We start from the raw sequence: 18,387 nt of genomic DNA, 5'->3' as shown, positions 1-18,387 counted from the left end.
CGATGTAAGGGCTAAAGAAATTGGTTGTACCTTTAGTCCTTTTATTCGGTTTCCACGTGTTTGATTCTTATTTTGAAACGATAATCCTCCTTCCTTCAATTTTGAAATGTAAATTAGAATCATACTCCAGCATCTTCAGGAGACTTCCGATATCGCGACTACGTGATATTTTTCCAGAGAATGTACTCTGCACATCAGGCTTCGCGGTATAGACAATATCCACATCATACCACCGTGCAATTTTGGTGAGTATACTTTCGATATTTTCATTGAATTTAAAGTAACCGTCCTTCCATGCGATCGCTGCTTCGGTATCGACTACAGATTTAGTGATGCCCTGTTCATTTACGACCGCTTGCTCGCCCGGGACAAGCAACATTGGCTTTTTGCCTGCCTGGATAGCGACCGATCCCTCGATCAGGGTTGTCTTTACATCGCGCTCTTCGGGGTAAGCCTCTACGTTGAACTGAGTGCCTAGTACTCGAATCTGTTGCCCCTTGCTTTGGACAATAAATGGCGCATGCTTGTCGGGAGTCACGTCAAAAAAGACCTCTCCTTCAATTTTAACCTCTCGCTGCCCGCCACTGAATGCCGTTGGGTAGCTTATGCGGGATGATGCATTTAACCATGCTTTAGATTTATCCGGCAGAATAACCAGCCACTTGCCTCCGACCGGTGCCTCCACGGTATGATACTCATTCCGACTTCCTGTTGCAGCACCATCGGCCTCATAGATTAGTTGTCCGTCCGCCGTTTTTAATATCCGCACACCATTTGCTTGCGCAACGGTACCATCGGCACTTTCGGATAGGTTGATCTGTGTTCCGTCGGCCAGCGTCAGTGTTGCACTATTGCTTCCCGGCTGTATTGCGGCGATATCAGCGGCCTCTTGACGCTGACGGAACTGTTGAAAAATATGGGTAAAAAGTAGTGTGGCTAAAATTAAAGCGGCAACCGCAGCTATTGGTTTCCAAAGACGCTGTATTGGTGTACGTGGTTGCTCTTTGGCAATCTGTTTTTCAATACCTTTCAGCATACGCTTTTTGAGCACCGTACGGTTTTTGGCAAAGGTCGAGTCGATATGCAGCACGCCTTGGCGCTGCTGTTCATACCACGCATCAAAATAGGCCATCTCTTCGGGAGTAATGGTTCCTTTTTTGATCTTGTGTGCCAGCTCTGCTAGGTATGCTTTTTCTTGGTTTGCGTCCATCATAAGATTAGGTATATACACTATAGTCTCAAGACCGATAGGGTATACCTAGTCTGTTGTGATTTTTTTTAAAAAAAGTTGAAAGAATCTGTAGGAGAATAAAAATTAAAGCATCGGAATCACCGAAGTAATACTGTCTTTTATATCGCGCAGCGCACGTACTAAGTGGTTATTGACTGTTTTCTCGGAAATCTGGAGCTCTTCGGCAATTTGTTTATGGGATCTTCCTTTTTCTCTACTCAGTTGGTATACGATACGACACTTTTCTGGCAGCAGGGCGATGGTTCGTTCCAGTTTAACCAAAAGCTCCTTTTCTAACAAATAGCTTTCCGCACAAGGTGCATCGGTTACCATAAACTGGATCGCCTCGGCAAGCATCTGTTTATTTTTATGCTTCTTATTGAGCCGATCGATTACCTTATATTTAACTGCAACACTGAGGTAGGTGTGTATACTATGTTTTAGCTGTAAAGCTTCCCGACGGGACCATAAACTATAAAATATATCTTGCACGCACTCCTCTGCTTCCTCGGCACTATCCAACGTCTGTGCGGCCACATGAAAAAGACGCTCCCAATACCGCTCGTACAGTGCCGTAAAAGCGCGCTTATCGTCCATGCGCAAATGCTCGACAAGTACCTCGTCTGGAAGTTCCTTATATTTCTGTAACGTTTTCACCGGGATTAAAAGTCGTCAATCAGTTAGTTTCGATAAAACTAATAAATTCTTTTGACACTAAACATAAAAGAAATTTCATCAAACCGAAAAATGAAGAAAAAATATTCTGATTTTTACAAGGAAAACAAGTGATTTTTACCTATTTTGGGCTAAATCCGACCGGAAAATCGAACCGGTTCATAAGCGGAAAAAGCAATAACCAATAAAACTATAATGCATATGCAGGCAACACAATTGACGGCAGAGCACCAAACATTTCGAGAAACGCTTCGCACCTTTATTCGTAAGGAAATCCTCCCCTATATTGATCAATGGGAGAAAGAGGGCAAAATAGACCGATCCATTTGGAAAAAGATGGGCGATATGGGCTTTATGGGGCTCAACTACCCGGAAGAATATGGTGGTTTAAATCTGGATTTCTACTACTCCATGATTTTCTGTGAGGAGATTTCCTACTGCTATTCGGGTGGATTCTCTATCGCAGCGCTCGTTATTCAATACATGTCAGCCCCCTATCTGCTCAAGCATGGTTCAGAATCCCTGAAACAAAGATACCTCCGGGGAGTAATTGATGGAGATCTGGTCAGCGCGGTCGCCATTACGGAACCAGGTACGGGTTCGGATGTACAACAAATCCAGACCACAGCCATTCGGCAAGGAGATCATTATATCGTCAACGGTTCCAAAACCTTTATTACCAATGGGTATTACGGCGATTTCTTTATCACAGCGGTAAAGACCGATCCTACGCAGAGAGCACGGGGCATCAGCCTGCTACTTATCGACCGGAATACACCTGGGGTGAGCGCTAACAAGATCGATAAAATGGGTTGGCACGCTTCGGATACGGCAGAACTCGCTTTCGATAATGTTGCGGTTCCTGTAGACAATCTAATAGGCTTGGAAAATGAAGGCTTTAGTTACCTCATGGGGGGACTTCAGCTGGAGCGCCTCACTGCAGCAATCCACAGCCTAACGACAGCCGAATCGGCCCTGGAGTATACCTTAGATTATATGGGAACGCGGGAGGCTTTTGGCAAGAAACTACAAAGCTTTCAGGTATTACGCCATAAAATTGCGCAGATGGTAGCGGAATTAGCGACGACGAAAGCTTTTATCCAGCATTGTTGTGACCTGCAGGAGCGTGGGGAATATGCGGTACAGGAATGCTCGATTGCGAAATTACAAGCGAGTGAGCTTGCTGTTAAAGTTGTGGGCCAGTGCTTGCAACTGTTTGGCGGTTATGGGTTTACCGAAGATTATAAGATTGCACGCCTTTACCGCGATGTCCGCGTAGGTACGATTATCGGCGGAACATCGGAGATTATGCTCGAAATAATAGCTAAGACTGCGATTGACCAAATTAATTATAAGGAGCAGAATAAAACAAAAAGCCAAGTGTAAGGGTATGGAAAATTTTAGAGACAAGCAGGAACAACACTTCGATACAATTCGTAATGGGACGGGATTGGTAACCATTGCCCCCCGGCCAGCGGCAACACAGTCTACCGAAGGGGATATCCTCCTCACCTTGGAATCACTCGTGCATCAACTCGAAAGCACGCTGAAAGAGGTCGATTGTAGCGGTATCCTGTACCACAGTCCCTTTTTAAGCAATGAGTCCGATTACCGGACACTTTTCACGGAGGTAACAGGTACAACAGATTTTGAAGGGCGATTGGCCGGACTATTGGAACGTGCCCTAGCAATCAAGCGTCAAGGGAAGCCCGTGATCGGGTTGCTGAAAGGCTCCTGTTCGGGGACGGCATTGGCTGCTATGCTTTGGGCGACTCATCGCATTGCCCTGAAGGGAACGTCTCTTTCTTTTCCGGAAGCAAACTATGGCTTATTCCCTGGCTTTGGGACGACCGTGTTTACGTCGACAATCATCGGCAGTGATAAAGCGATTCCACTGCTAACGCAAGGACGTGCCATTGGCGAGGGTGCTGCTTTAGAAATCGGCTTGGTTGATGCCATCGCAGCATCTCCAGATGCTGCCGCGTTACGGGCTACGGAAATTATAAATCAAGGGGCCAAAAGTTTAGCCGGCCGACAGCCGACGCATTTTGATGAACAGGCACTAGAAACGGCTGCCGCAGCGGTAACAAAAAAAACGCGCGGATTAAATACGGGCATCAATTTATGTTTGGATATCATTCGTCAAACGCAATTGCTCCCCATTTCAACTGCTTTACAATTAGAGGCACAACATTATCTCAAGGCCTGGCAATCTCCTATCGTTGTTCCGATGCTTCGCACCCAATATTATGGGGTGCGCGCAGCAAAAAAGCCGAACGAAACAGATAATTCGCTCGCGTATAATCCGCAAAAAATAGGTGTTTTAGGTGCAGGTATGATGGGCTCAGGTATTGCTTTTGAAGCGGCACGTGCCGGATTAGAAGTGGTCTTGAAGGATGTGGATATAGCGCAGGCCATACGGGGCAAGGGGCATGCCGAGCAAATAAGTGGAAAATTGGTCGAGCAAGGTCGCTTATCGGCGGATAAACGGGAACAATTGCTATCTCGCATTCTTCCTAGTGAAGAGATCGAAGATCTTGCGGGTTCTGATCTGATTATTGAGGCGGTATTTGAAGATAAGGAGCTAAAGGCGAAGGTCACGAGGGAGAGCTTGCCTTACTTACAACAAAATGGAGTCTATGCCTCCAACACAACTTCTTTACCGATTACCGAACTAGCGGCTGTGTCTCCAGATCCGGAGTCCTTTATCGGAATGCATTTCTTTTCTCCTGTGGACCGCATGGCTTTGGTAGAAGTAATCCGGGGCGAAAAGACGGATGAAAAAACGTTACAAAAAACATTAAAGATCATACACTTACTCGGTAAGATTCCGATCGTGGTAAACGACGGCCCTGCTTTCTTCACGTCACGAATCTTCTTTCATTATCTATTGGAGGCAATTACCATGGTACTGGAGGGGATTCCCGCCGCCTGGATTGAGGAAGAAGCATATGCGGCTGGGTTCGGGGCAAGCCCACTAGCGGTGCTCGATGAAATATCCTTACCCCTGATGACGCATGTATATGATCAGCTACCGGTGCTCCACTCTTCGCAGCAACGCTGCTATGACTACTTGCACGCGCTGATCGAGGCAGGTCGGGCAGGTCGGAAAAGCGGAAAAGGTTTTTATGATTATAATCCAAATACCGGAAAGAAAACGATATGGCAGGATCCTCGCATAAAACCAGCGGAATCTATGCCTGCACGCGAAGTGATCCGTCAAAGACTACTTCATGTGGTGGCTCTGGACAGCTATCGTTGTTTGGATGAAGGTATATTAAATCGGGCTATCGATGGCGATATCGGTTCAGTTCTTGGAATCGGATATCCGGCGCATACGGGGGGAGTATTCGGGCATATCGATCAGGTAGGACTTCGTAGATTTCTGCGGGAATGTACCGCTTTCCGCGCACATGGTGAGCAATGGGAAATCCCAACCTCGCTGATTGTGCGTATGGATCGGGACCGCTCCTTTTATTCGGGGTTTGAAGCGAATTAGACGAGGTTGTTGCTTTGGTTATGTCTTTCGTTTCTTCTGTGCATGATAATCTGTAGGAGGAAAAGACCTTTATAAAAAGATAGGGGTTATCAAGACGACGACAAGTTAAAGGTAAGGACACAAGTTGAAAACTCGCGCCAGCAGGGAGGCATATTGGCGAAGGTTCATTGCTTTTGCCAATGGAGGTTTGAAGGCTCGCGCCAGCATTACGGAAACTATTCGCTGGCGCGAGCCTGCCCGCAGTAGGCAGACCTTAGGCTCGTGTCCTTCTTGCCTTATTCGACACTTCTATGCGCAAAGCTTTATCGAACCATGATATCTACCAGATGGTTAATATCGGCTGCGACAAACGTATCGTAATCCAGTGTTGTCTCAAGAATTTTTTTCTGCTGTGCATCGTCGAATATACGCGATACATTGAGCTTATATTTTTCTATGAGTTTAGGAATACCTTCATCGCGGCGACGTGGGTGACCTATCGGGTACTCCACCACGACTTCTTGCAGCACCGTTCCATCTTTCAGTTCCACAGTTAGGGCATTGGCAATAGCGCGCTTCTCGGGGTCGTGGTAATCTGTCGTAAACTGCGCATTTTCATAGCAGGTTATCTTATCGCGCAGTGCATCGATCCGCACATCTGCGGCTACTTCATCCTCATAATCGGCAGCCGTTAAGCGGCCTAGAATCAAAGGTACAGCCACCATGTACTGAATGCAATGATCGCGATCAGCGGGATTGTGCAACGGCCCTTTTTTATCTATAATTCGAATCGCTGCTTCGTGCGTGCGGATGCTTACTTTCGCAATATCATCGCTCGTTTTACCGATTTGCGCCAACTGGTGGTGTAAGGTCATCGCTGCTTCCACCGCGGTTTGCGCATGAAACTCTGCCGGAAAAGAAATCTTAAACAAGATATTCTCCATCACATAGGATCCATATGGGCGTTGGAACTTAAAGGCTTGCCCTTTAAAAGACACATCGTAGAATCCCCATACTGGTGCGCTAAGTACCGATGGATAGCCCATCTCTCCTGTCTGGGCGATCAACGCCAAACGTACTGCACGTGAGGTAGCATCCCCCGCGGCCCATGACTTCCGACTTCCCGTATTGGGTGCATGTCGGTATGTACGTAACGCTTGTCCATCTACAAAAGCTAAAGACACCGCATTGATCAGCTGCTCACGGTCCAATCCGATCAGCTTCCCGACAACGGCAGTCGAAGCTACTTTCACCAGAATAACGTGGTCTAATCCTACTTTATTGAACGAGTTTTCGAGCGCCAAGACGCCTTGAATTTCATGGGCAAGCACCATCGCTTCCAACACTGTTAACGCCTTAATAGGCTCGCCACCTGCAGCAACACGGCTTCGGCTCAACCAATCGGCTGTCGCTAAAATTCCGCCCAGGTTATCTGATGGGTGTCCCCATTCTGCGGCCAGCCAAGTGTCATTAAAATCAAGCCACCGGATAATCGCTCCGATATTAAAAGCCCCCTGTACAGGATCTAACTGATAATTCGTTCCGGGAACTTTTGCCCCATTGGGAACAACCGTACCAGGAACAATAGGCCCTAACAGCTTGGTACATGCTGGATAGGTGAGTGCTTCAAATCCACAACCCAGGGTATCCAAAAAACAGTAAAATGCAGTTCGTAGTGCCGTCTTGCTTTCTACTTTATAATTTAACACGTAATCTACAATATCGGTCAGCACCTGATCGGGCTGTGGTCTTTCGTTTAAAATATGTGAAGACATTTTTTATAAGCTTAAATAATTAAAAATCCAATTCTCTAGCGTTCTCCCACAGGGACATACGGTCTATTCTCCGGACCGATATAGTTGGCACTCGGGCGAATAATCTTACCATCTTGCCGTTGTTCAAAGACATGTGCCGACCATCCCGTGATGCGGGAAAGTACAAAGAGCGGCGTAAACATTTCCGTGGGAATCCCCATCCGGTGATAGGCAACTGCCGAATACCAGTCCAGGTTCGGGAACATACGTTTCTCCTCCCACATAACCGTTTCTAAGCGCTCCGCAATATCGTACAAGGTCATATCCCCGGCTTCCTCCGATAACTGCCGTGCAATGCCTTTGATGACTTGATTCCGCGGATCTGCAATCGTATAAACGGGGTGCCCAAAGCCTATGATGACTTCTTTATTGGCGAGACGTTGCCGGATATCCGCTTCTGCCTCATCGGCATTGGCATAACGACTTTGTATTTCAAAAGCAACCTCATTGGCTCCTCCATGTTTAGGCCCACGTAGGGCTCCTATTGCGCCGGCAACACAAGAGTATATATCCGACCCTGTACCGGCGATAACACGTGCGGTAAAGGTGGATGCATTGAACTCATGCTCGGCGTATAGATTTAAGGAAACCTGCATCGCCCGAACCCAAGATGGTGGCGGTGGCGTGCCGTGCAACAAATGCAGAAAATGTGCGCCAAGTGTACTGTCATCGGTTTCCACGGCAATCTCGCGTCCATTTTGACTAAAGTGGTGCCAATAGAGGAGCGCCGATCCCATAGAGGACATCAGGCGGTTAGCGATATCGCGTGCCCCGGCAAGCGGGTGACTTTCTTTTTCAGGCTGTAGACTACCAAACACGGAAACATAGGTCCGCAACACATCCATGGCATGGGCGGTCGTGGGCAGTTGTTTGAGCACATGCTGAATGGCAATAGGTAATCCGCGTTGGCTTAAAAGCTGGTTTTGGTAACTGCTAAGTTGCGCCTGTGTGGGTAAGCTTCCGTATATCAATAGGTAGGCGACTTCCTCAAAGGAAGCCTTTTCGGCCAGTTCCAAAATATCGTATCCACGGTAGTGCAGATCATTTCCTGTTTTTCCAACGGTGCTGAGCGCCGTATTCCCTGCCGCAACACCGGAAAGTGCTACGCTTTTCTTAGGTTTAAAACCTCCTTCATTCGTTTCCTTCATCATGCTTGTTGGTATTGAATAATTGATCTAATCGGTTTTCGTATTGATAATAGTCGATACTTTGGTACAATTCCTCCCGGGTCTGCATGGTATCGATGACAGCGGCTTGGCTACCGTCCTTCCGGATATGGCTATACACATTGGCCGCAGCTTTATTTGCTGCACGGAAAGCCGATAGTGGATATAATACAATAGAGACGTCTGCTTTTTCAAGTTCCTCCACGGTAAAAAGTGGCGTCTGTCCAAATTCTGTGATATTAGCGAGCACCGGTAGACCTGTGGCTGCACTAAACCACTGATAATCTTCCAACTTGGTAACCGCTTCGGAGAAAATAAAATCGGCACCGGCTTCTTTATAGGCCACAGCACGTTCCACAGCACGGTCGATCCCTTCCGTTGCAATCGCATCGGTACGGGCACCGATAACGAAATGAGCATCAGTCCGCGCATCAACGGCGGCTTTTATACGATCGACCATTTCCGCGCTGGATACCAGTTCTTTTCCGGGGCGATGCCCGCAGCGTTTTGCACCGACCTGGTCTTCCATATGTACGGCAGCGGCCCCTGCCTTGATCAGAGACTGGATCGTTCGGGCAACATTAAAGGCCGAAGGACCAAATCCGGTATCAATATCGACCAATAAAGGTAATGGGCAAATATTCGTTATCCGCTCTACATCGATCAATACGTCTTGAAGACCCGTGATCCCGAGATCGGGAACGCCTAAGGATCCAGCCGCAACACCACCGCCAGAGAGGTAAATTGCTTTAAAACCCGCCTGCTGTGCCAAGAGCGCATGGTTGGCATTTATTGCCCCTACAACCTGCAAAGGCTTTTCATTTTTGATTGCTTCTCGAAAGAGAAGACCTGGAGACTGTATCATATAATTGGAGATTTAAAAGCACACAACACATCCGTTGCTACGAATCTGCAACCGATATATTGGTATCATAATTAAAGATAGGCGTTCAGCGAAAGTGCTGAATCTCATCCGCTTTTTGTTAAATATACGAATATTTTCTGAGGATTTTAGGTGGTTGGTAGTTCGTAGTTCGTGGTTCGTGGTTGGTAGTTCGTTGTAGGGACGCAAGATCTTGCGTCCAAGAGAGTAGATTATAGAGCCACAAACCCCGAAGGGCTCGGTGTAGTTAAATTTTGTGGCTAATTTCTTGAGAATGGTAGTTAGTAGAAAAAGTCCACGAGTTAGAGAATTGGAAAGTTAAGAGGTTGAGAGGGTTAGAAGTGAAGGGGAATAATAGAGTACTCGTACCTCTTCGTCATCTCGAACGAGGTACGAGGAGAGATCTATAAACTATACAATTTGGATTTATAATTACAATGCAAGAGGACACGAGTCAAAGGCCTGTCTACCGCAGGCAGGCTCGCGCCAGCGTGTAACTTTACCAATGTGCAACTCTACTGGCTTGTAGTTCTAGTTGCTAGATGATGATTAATCGTGGTTGGTCGTTTACACTTTTGGGGAAGAGGAGAATGGGAGAATACCGCGGTTTGAAAACCGTTGTTGGAATAAAAAATCCCCACAGTACCAAAACTACTGTGGGGATGAGATTAAAAGCTTAGGATTTCATCCATCTGCTTCGAAATATTCTGGAGGTATGTGCGATCTCCGGCACCGAGTTCAACCGTTAGCCAGCCTCCCTTGTACCCGACCTGCCGCACCGTCTTCATCACCGTCCGCCAGTCGATATCACCCTTAAGCAACTCGACTCCAAACCCTTTCCGCAAGCCTTCATCGTTCATGATCTTCCGACTAAACTCTTTGGCATGTAACTTTACTATACGGTCGCCTAACACCTCAATCCAATGTTCAGGCCATCCGTAGCGAAGGATATTTCCGACATCAAAATACCAGCCAATCAAAGGATGGTCAATCTCATCGATAAAATTCTTGGCTTCCACCGGACTTAAAATAAAGTTATTCCATACATTTTCAAGTCCTACCTTCATGCCCGTTTTTTCGACATGCGGAATAAGTTTCCGGACTGAATCCAGCGCATTCTTGTACGCCACACCATACGATACCTTTTCATTGACGACACCAGGTACGACCAACACGGTATCGCCACCTAGCCCCTTCACTTCCTGCAAAGATTTCCCGACGGAGTCGATCGTAAATTGTCGAACCGAAGGATCGGGATCAGAGAGTGGCTTCGACCAGTGGTCTTTATTGACCAAACTCGGAATAGCGATACCTGTAGCCGCCTTAGCTTTCAGGAGCTCCTGAACGGAGATGGAAACCGGACTATTAAATTCAATACCATCATATCCCAAATCTTTCACCAGTTTAAACTTATCCAGCAACGACAGATCTTCTTTGATCATATCAAAGCCTATTCCTTTTTTTAGTCGAGCTGCACCCGCCAAAACAGGCGTACTTCCCACCTGCCCCATTAAGGGAGAGGCCGCGGCTGCGCCAGCCATTATAGATGCTGTCCGTATAAATGTTTTTCTATTCATTGTTTCTAAATCGTTACGTCAATTCCTGGTATAGCAATCGGTAAATCATATTTCGTATCCCAAGACACCGCTCCTGGAAACAAAACCTGGTTCGAAGCAAGAGCGGCCTCCAAAGATACGGTCTGTCCACTATAGGCCGCCATGCGTCCTGCCAATGCGACTAAATTAGATTTAACCATCCACTCGCCATCATTCTTTGGCTTGTTACTTCTGATCGATGCAAAAAGCTCATCGTGCTCCTGCTGATACATGCTGCGCGCATTTGTTTTCTTATAGGCATTCTCATCCGTAAATTTAGTTTCATCCGCATACTTCCACGGGTTCTTGCCAACAATATCATGGCCTCCGGTACGACAGTCGACAATACACCGACCTGCATCACCGATCAGCTCCACGTCGTAAGATGGCGCCGTGTTATTCTGCTGCCGGGAAGAGAAATAACCTTTTACCCCGTTTTGATACTCGTAAACTACGGAAAAATGATCATATACATTCCCAAATTTTTTGTCTACGCGTTTCTGGCGCCCCCCAGATCCCGTTACTCGTAGCGGCAATTGATCCCCCATTGCCCATTGCATCATATCGATACTATGGATCGCTTGTTCGATAATATGATCTCCGGAAAGCCAATTATAATACAACCAATTTCTCAATTGATACTCAAAATCAGTCCACCCAGGCTGTCTCTCTTTATACCAGAGTTCCCCTGTATTATAACTACAACTCGCATTCAGTACCTCGCCAATCTGACCATTTAACACCCGACCAAAGGCTTCTCTTTTCGGTACGTGATAGCGCCAGCAAAAACCAGCTACCAAGGCTAAGTTTTTACTTTTTGCCTCTTTTGAAGCGGCTATTACTCGCCTTAGTCCGGGACCATCCACTGCGAATGGTTTTTCGCAGAAGATATGCTTGCCCGCCTTTACCGCAGCCTCCAGATGCGCCGGTCGAAACGCTGGTGGAGCAGCGAGCAAGACCACATCAACATCTAAATCGATAAGCTTCTGATAAGCATCCAGTCCGACGAAACGATGCTCCCTGGTGACTTGCATCTTCGCCCCCAACTTCTCTTTTAAGGAAGCGTAAGATTGCTCCATATGATCCTCAAAGGCATCCGCCATTGCATAAAGAACAACATTAGGATCCGCATTTATCGCTTCCACGGCCGCAGCAGAACCGCGTCCACCACAGCCGATCAAGCCTACTTTCAAAGTATTTGTATTATTTATCCATAAAGCATCCGATGCAAAAGCATGGTTACTTGCGATCACGCCCGCAAGCGTAGTTAATCCGGCATTTTTTATAAAATTTCTTCTTGAAAGGCTCATATTAAGGGTTTTGTGTTAGTTTAGGATTTCTGTTAATTTCTGCTTGTGGAATATAGAATACAACCCGATTATCAGTAGGATTTACTTTTTGATGTAGGTTTGTCGTCGGCGTGTTATTCAAGGAATGCGTGCCGGGATAATCCCGTTCCATCGCGCGATTATTACGATACAAATCGTACGCTCTATGGCCTTCAAAAGCTAATTCCAAGAAACGCTCCTCCAAAACGATGTCTAAGGCCGATTTGTTCAACTCTTGCAATTTACTTGGGGTATACAGCGCTTCACCTACTAAACCAGCTCGTGCCCTCAAAGTATTCACATCTGCCAGGGCATCCGCTGTATTTCCTTTTTTCGCTTCAGCTTCCGCACGAATTAAGTATATCTCCCCCAGCCTTAAATAAACGGGCGAACTGAGATTGATTTGCCCTTCCTGAAGCGAATATTTGTTCACATAGTACATCGGCGTAACGGGTGTCAGTTTTTGATTATACTGCAACGTACCATCTACGAGATAAGGCGTTAAGAAATTACTTCGAAGGTCCTGCGGATTTTGTTTGATAAAATCATAGTATTTTTTTGACGCATAAATTTCAGCCCATCCACTAACACCTTGCCCCATCGGGTTTCCGGAAAGGTCTCCACTGAAATACATCGACCCTATGGACGACATATTTCGATCTTCTACTTTTGTATGGCGAATACAGAAGATGGTCTCTCGGTTGCTCTCGGGGAGCGTCCTGAAATACCCCGTATATTCACTGCCTTGCAACAAGGAATACCGATTTGAATTAATCACTAAATTGGCATACTTAATCGCATTATCATTATCTTCCTGATACAAATACACCCGTGCCAGCAAGGCATAGGCTACCTCTTTGGAAGCAAAAGCATTACTTTTCTCCGTTGTCATCAAGTCGGCCGCTTTGAGTAAATCTGCGATAATAAAGGAGTAAACATCCTTAACAGAACTGCGCAACAATGAGGTGGCCTCCTCATCGGTCAGTCCTTCTTTTAGAATAGGAATACCGGGGTTGCTTCCTCCATTTTGCGGATATGGACGACCAAAAATACGGACAAGGTTAAAGTGCATCATCGCCCGCAGGTATAGATTTTCGCCTTTCAACTGAAGAAGCCCTTGCGCAGCATTATCTGGCACAAATTCGATAATCTTATTGGCGGCGGCTATCACTTTATAGGCTTGCGACCAAAAGTTCGTACAGTGATCCGAAGTATTGATATGGTTGTAGCGATAGGCACGCGTTAAGTCATCGCCTGAAGATTGCCCCTGACTCACGGCATCACCGGGGTATTCCATCAAGAAATGTCCGCTACGAACATACGCAGCATTCTTGAGTACGGCATAGGTACCTATGGTAGCCGTACCCACATCCGCTTCATTCTTTAATGCTGATTCTTCGTCAATAAACTCTGTAGGTTCATAATACTTCTGACAAGAAACCTGTATTAAAACAAACGCAACAGATGTTAATAAGGTATATAAAGATGATAATTTCATATCTACTGTTGTATTAAAGGGTTAGATTTAAACCGAAAAGGATCTTTTTGCTAATAGGGTATTTAAAGTTCGAAACACCAGAAACTTGATCCACCTGACTCAAAGAAACCTCCGGGTCCGGTCCGGAGAATTTTGTCGCCGTCCACAGATTATCGGCGCTCACAAAGAGATGGACCCTTGCAATTCCCATTCGGGTCAATAGATGTTGTGGTAAATTGTATCCTAAACGGAGATTGCGCAAGCGGATGTAACTTCCATCCTCCAGATATCGTGACGAAGACTGATTCGATTCCTTATTTCCACCTACGATAGGTTTCGGATGGGTGGCAATATCTCCCGCTTTCTCCCAGCGTGTCCATCCTTCCTTCAAGACCATTGAGTTGAATGCTTCATACAAACCGTCGTTGTCAAAAGAAACGCGCGTCTCGTTATACACCTCATTACCATATACAAAATTGAAAAATGCGGACAACGAGAAGTCTTTATATTTAAGCGTATTGCTTAACCCTCCTGTAAACTTAGGCGCGGCCGAAGTTCCCGTAAATTGGCGTGACGTAGAAGAAGCCGCTTCACTGTATTTATTGGTCGTTGTAATCGTTTTATTGCCTTCCGCATCCACCGTCACTTTTTCCCACAATGGATCACCGTTGGCCGGATCTACACCGACCCAGATTGGAAAACTAAAAGCATCCATATCATAACCAACCGCGATCGGTTGTCTGGCTCCGGCGTTGAAAACAGCCGATCCGTCACTTAATTCTAGCACCTTGTTTCTGTTAAATGCCATATTAAAACCTGTTTCCCACGAGAAGTTCTCCTTGGTAATATTTTGCGATGTGATATTGAACTCTATTCCTCGGTTGCGCACCGACCCGGCATTTACCCAGACATAGCTATATCCTGTCGTCGCCGCCAAAGGCTTTCTATACAATAGTTCGCTCGCTTTCTTCTCGTAAACATCCACGCTAATGGCCACCTTATTCCATAAGGTTACATCGGCACCAATATTGGCTGATTTTATTTTCTCCCAACTTAAATTCGGATTTCCCTTTTGGTAGGGTGCCGCACCAGGCAGCCCGGTGTAGCTCGCTTCCTGGGTGATACTATACAGGCCTAAGGATGCAAAATTTGAAATCCCATCCGCATTTCCTACGGTACCGTAACTGGCTCTCAATTTAGCAAAGGAAAGTGCCTGGCTTTCTTTAAGGAAACCTTCATTAGTCAAGATCCATGAAGCGCCCAACTGGTAGAAATTAGCCGTTGAATTATTACGTCCAAATTTAGACGAGAATTCATTAACAAAGGATCCTATTAAGAAATATCGGTTATCAAAACTATAATCCGCTTGCGCCAAATACTTGCGAAAGCCGACCTGCTCCCTAGCTCCTTTTGGGCTTTGCAGGATATCCGTCGCAACAGACATTACATCTCTACCCGCAGGCAAACCTTTCCCCGACACTTCAGACGATTCGGAGATGGTTGTTTCGACCTCCGCGACACCGAGTAACACCAAGCTATTGCGACCAAAATCTTCCGCATATCGGATTCGATTAGACGTTAAAAATCGGCTCGAGTTATTGGCATCATTATAAAGTTCTCCGATGTTTGCCCCTCCCTGCTTCGTCCGTCGATCGAAATATCTAGCCGATTTACCATTCTGCAGCTGCGTACGGTTGTAACTAGATAACAATACCTTACTACTCAGTTTATAATCCAAGTTCAAATCACCACTAACCTGCCAATTATTGTTTCTGTTGTAGTTGTACAGCAATGAATGTAGAAAGTTTTCCTTTTCGCGGCCGAGCCAGTTCGGATGAAATCGTGCGTCGATAGGTTCCCCATTCGCATCAAAAGCTGGATCAAATGGAAGGTTGATGTATGCATCATACATGGTATTACTGTTTTCTACGGTATTCTTATTCACCTTACCGTTAATGAAAACAGAGGCTTTGAGTCGATCTGTGATATTCGCTATTAAATTATTTCGAAAATTGTACCCGGTATGTCCTGTTCCTTTTAGGGTACCCTCTTCGCGATAAAACACACCAGAAGTATAATACTGTACCTTTTCGGAACCCCCCGAAACAGATAGGTTGTGGTTGTTTACATATCCGGTACCAAAGGCAAGATCCCACCAATTGGTATTGTTATCCACAACGGAAGGATCTCTATTGTAGAACGTTTTTTGAAAGTCGTAGAGTTCCTGCGAATTCATCATCCTGAAATTTCCGGTCGTTGGGTTTGCAAAACCAAAGGAATTATTGAACTCTACTTTGGTCTTCCCCGGTCTTCCCATCTTGGTGTTGACAATAATAACGCCATTGGCCGCTCTAGAACCATAAAGCCCTGTAGCAGCTACATCTTTCAAGATGGACACAGACTCAATATCAGCCGGATTATAAGAACCGCCAATATTGCCATCAACCACGACTAGCGGCGCGGTACTAGCCGAGATTGTTCCAGCTCCACGAATCAAAACTCGGGGCTCACTAGAGGGATCTCCAGACGCCGTAGAGACAACAACACCTGGTGCTTTACCCTGAAGCATAGTCGACAGATCATTCGCGGTCACATCTTTTAATTTTTCTGCCGAGATATTACTGATCGAACTCGATAGATACCTCATTTTTTGAGAAGAATAGCCCACCACGACGACCTCATCGAGGTTATCGATATTCGATTCGAGGACAACATTTAATACGCGTTGGTCACCGATTAATACCTCTTGTTCTTTATGCCCGACTACCGAAAAGACAAGCGTGCTCCCGTTCTGCGGAACATTCAGCGAAAAAGAACCTTCGTTATCTGTGGAGGTTCCCACTGTGGTTCCTTTAACCAGGACCGTGACTCCAGAGATCGGGTTATTATTGGCATCTACGACCTTCCCCGTAATGGTACGTTGCTGTTCCCGCTTAGCCGTACTAGAACTTCCGGAAGGTTGATGTTGGTTTTTGGATACACCATTAATTTCCCTGATCAGGACAGCGTTCTTATTCACCTCAAAATCGAGCCTACGGTCTGCTAGGATTGTTTTAAGCGCCTGAATAAAGTGTACTTTTTTCACATTTATGGAAACAGTCTTTTTGCTTTCTCCAATAACCCGACTGTTATATAGGAGTTCATATCCCGTTTGTTTTTGAATATCATCCAAGACATCGGCTAGCGGTGCATTTTTGAAATTCAGCGAAACATGTTGCCCATAGGAAGCCGCATGCGCTTGTACCAGCGTAGCGACTAAAAAAAACGTTAATATCTTCATTACCACGAAGCATTGATTTAGGGTCTTTCGTACGGTCGCACGATAATAAAAATAGAATTTATACATTTGTAGTTGTTTGGTTGATCAAAGTTTATTTTGTTAACATCAGCTTAAATTGTATCACTAAACAATTTGATCGGGAGTGTTGCGAGCACTTCCGATTTGCTTTTATCTTTCCTGACTATCTCATAACATATACCCTCCTATCTTTAATTTTAAATTTGTAAACAGATATTTTTTCCAACTGATCGAGCAGATCCGACAACTTATGTGTCCGCAGAACAAGCCCCGTAAACCGATCCGTGGAATGTGCTTCAACTTGATATTCCTCAATATCGTACCAGCTCTTTATTTTTTCCATTACCGCATATATATCGTCTTCTCTAAATCGGAAATATCCATCCTTCCAGGCCAATACATCGTTTGTATTTACCAATCGCGCGTTAATTTCGCCTGTAGTCTGATCGGATACCGCCTGCATACCCGGCGTAATGCGTGTTCTCTGCTGGGAGGTTTCCACTTCGACCGATCCCTCGACTAGTGTTGTTAAGATTGCGTTTTTCCTTAAATTGGCTGCTACATTAAATGCGGTCCCCAAAACGTTGATATGGGTATTTTTCATCGAAACGGTAAAAGGATGATGGGCATTATGTGTGACCTCAAAATAGGCTTCACCATCCAGCTCTACTGCCCGCTTATTTTTAGCGAAATGTAAGGGATAGCGTAATTTAGCATCTGAATTTAGCCAGACCATTGTCCCGTCGGGAAGCATAAGTCGTGACAATGTTCCTTTGGGGGAATGAAAAGTCTGGTATGTAGGTCGCATCGCATTAACATCCGATATCTTAAATAAGTATTCCCCCTTGGCTGTCCGCATAATATGTATACCGCGTGCGGCAAGTACTTTTTCATCGGTTTGAAGCAACACATAAGACTTACCATCGTCAAAGGTGATAACCGCTTGACTATGATTTGGTAATTTCACATCATCGACATAACCGTAAACTTCCTGAGAATCTTGTTTATAGAACTTATAACAGATGGTAGCTAGCCCTCCAAACAGGAGCAATGAAGCGGCTATAGCGATCCACTTTTTGAACGTAAGATGATATGGTTTAGGTGGCGGTTGTATGGTACCATTTACGCCTGAGGGAGACTTCTGTCCCATGCGACTCTGAAGCTCTTTAAGCTCTTTTTCGGTGATGGTTTCATTCGCATATTTCCTCAGCAATTCTTTATGACGAATTTCCGACAATTTATGGAGTACTCGATTCGAAATATCTTGATACGGACTGGAGGCCTCCGCAACATCCTGTTGCAGCTCTTCGAGAATACATGCTTTTAATAAACTTCCGTCTTCTTCTTGAAATAGCTTGACTAATACGGCTAAATCTTCTTGGGTAGCGGAGCCATTAAGGTATTGCTTAAAAATATTGTTTATAAGTTCGCTTGGCATCAAA

General features: G+C 45.6%; 12 protein-coding genes. 2 read left to right on the top strand and 10 right to left on the bottom strand.

Annotated elements, in window-relative coordinates; all coding sequences use genetic code 11:
* Window positions 1–67: 67 nt before the first annotated feature.
* Both E2P86_RS05400 and E2P86_RS05395 read right to left on the bottom strand, forming a co-directional pair.
* Window positions 68–1,213 carry a FecR family protein gene (locus E2P86_RS05400; protein WP_134431340.1) on the bottom strand — a complete coding sequence of 382 codons (1,146 nt, stop codon included), beginning with the start codon at window positions 1,211–1,213 and terminating at the stop codon, window positions 68–70.
* Between the two features lie 102 nt (window positions 1,214–1,315).
* Complete coding sequence (locus tag E2P86_RS05395) at window positions 1,316–1,888, bottom strand: RNA polymerase sigma-70 factor (protein WP_085473867.1); 573 nt, start codon at window positions 1,886–1,888, stop codon at window positions 1,316–1,318.
* A 219-nt stretch (window positions 1,889–2,107) separates the two neighbouring features.
* On the opposite strand from E2P86_RS05395, the gene E2P86_RS05390 reads away from it, so the two are divergent.
* Window positions 2,108–3,292, top strand: coding sequence for an acyl-CoA dehydrogenase family protein (locus E2P86_RS05390; RefSeq protein WP_134431337.1), 1,185 nt, complete (start codon window positions 2,108–2,110; stop codon window positions 3,290–3,292).
* Between the two features lie 4 nt (window positions 3,293–3,296).
* Window positions 3,297–5,405, top strand: coding sequence for a 3-hydroxyacyl-CoA dehydrogenase NAD-binding domain-containing protein (locus tag E2P86_RS05385; RefSeq protein ID WP_134431334.1), 2,109 nt, complete (start codon window positions 3,297–3,299; stop codon window positions 5,403–5,405).
* A 302-nt stretch (window positions 5,406–5,707) separates the two neighbouring features.
* Here the strand turns inward: E2P86_RS05385 and E2P86_RS05380 are convergent, their stop codons facing one another.
* The 8 genes from E2P86_RS05380 to E2P86_RS05345 all read right to left on the bottom strand — a co-directional run bounded on the left by E2P86_RS05380 (window position 5,708) and on the right by E2P86_RS05345 (window position 18,383).
* Window positions 5,708–7,159: a bifunctional 2-methylcitrate dehydratase/aconitate hydratase gene (locus E2P86_RS05380; protein ID WP_134431331.1), complete on the bottom strand. Its 1,452-nt coding sequence runs from the start codon at window positions 7,157–7,159 to the stop codon at window positions 5,708–5,710.
* 35 nt (window positions 7,160–7,194) lie between these two features.
* Window positions 7,195–8,349 carry a bifunctional 2-methylcitrate synthase/citrate synthase gene (prpC, locus tag E2P86_RS05375; protein ID WP_134431328.1) on the bottom strand — a complete coding sequence of 385 codons (1,155 nt, stop codon included), beginning with the start codon at window positions 8,347–8,349 and terminating at the stop codon, window positions 7,195–7,197.
* Entirely contained in the window at window positions 8,330–9,229 is a 900-nt protein-coding gene (prpB, locus tag E2P86_RS05370; RefSeq protein ID WP_134431325.1) for a methylisocitrate lyase, read from the bottom strand. The genes prpC and prpB overlap by 20 nt, the downstream gene beginning before the upstream one ends.
* 686 nt (window positions 9,230–9,915) lie before the next feature.
* Window positions 9,916–10,824, bottom strand: a complete 909-nt coding sequence (locus tag E2P86_RS05365; RefSeq protein WP_134431322.1) for a sugar phosphate isomerase/epimerase family protein — start codon at window positions 10,822–10,824, stop codon at window positions 9,916–9,918.
* A 5-nt stretch (window positions 10,825–10,829) separates the two neighbouring features.
* Complete coding sequence (locus tag E2P86_RS05360) at window positions 10,830–12,152, bottom strand: Gfo/Idh/MocA family protein (protein ID WP_134431319.1); 1,323 nt, start codon at window positions 12,150–12,152, stop codon at window positions 10,830–10,832.
* A gap of 1 nt (window position 12,153) precedes the next feature.
* Window positions 12,154–13,668 (bottom strand): RagB/SusD family nutrient uptake outer membrane protein, encoded by a 1,515-nt coding sequence (locus E2P86_RS05355; RefSeq protein WP_134431317.1) that lies wholly within the window; start codon window positions 13,666–13,668, stop codon window positions 12,154–12,156.
* 13 nt (window positions 13,669–13,681) lie between these two features.
* A complete protein-coding gene (locus E2P86_RS05350; protein ID WP_166785146.1) occupies window positions 13,682–16,927 on the bottom strand; it encodes a SusC/RagA family TonB-linked outer membrane protein in 3,246 nt (1,081 codons plus the stop codon).
* Between the two features lie 181 nt (window positions 16,928–17,108).
* Window positions 17,109–18,383, bottom strand: coding sequence for a FecR family protein (locus tag E2P86_RS05345; protein WP_134431311.1), 1,275 nt, complete (start codon window positions 18,381–18,383; stop codon window positions 17,109–17,111).
* Window positions 18,384–18,387 lie beyond the last annotated feature (4 nt).

Origin of the sequence: Sphingobacterium psychroaquaticum, assembly GCF_004421025.1 — a bacterium.
Lineage (GTDB): Bacteria > Bacteroidota > Bacteroidia > Sphingobacteriales > Sphingobacteriaceae > Sphingobacterium > Sphingobacterium psychroaquaticum.
This window is presented reverse-complemented; position numbering and strand designations above follow the sequence as displayed.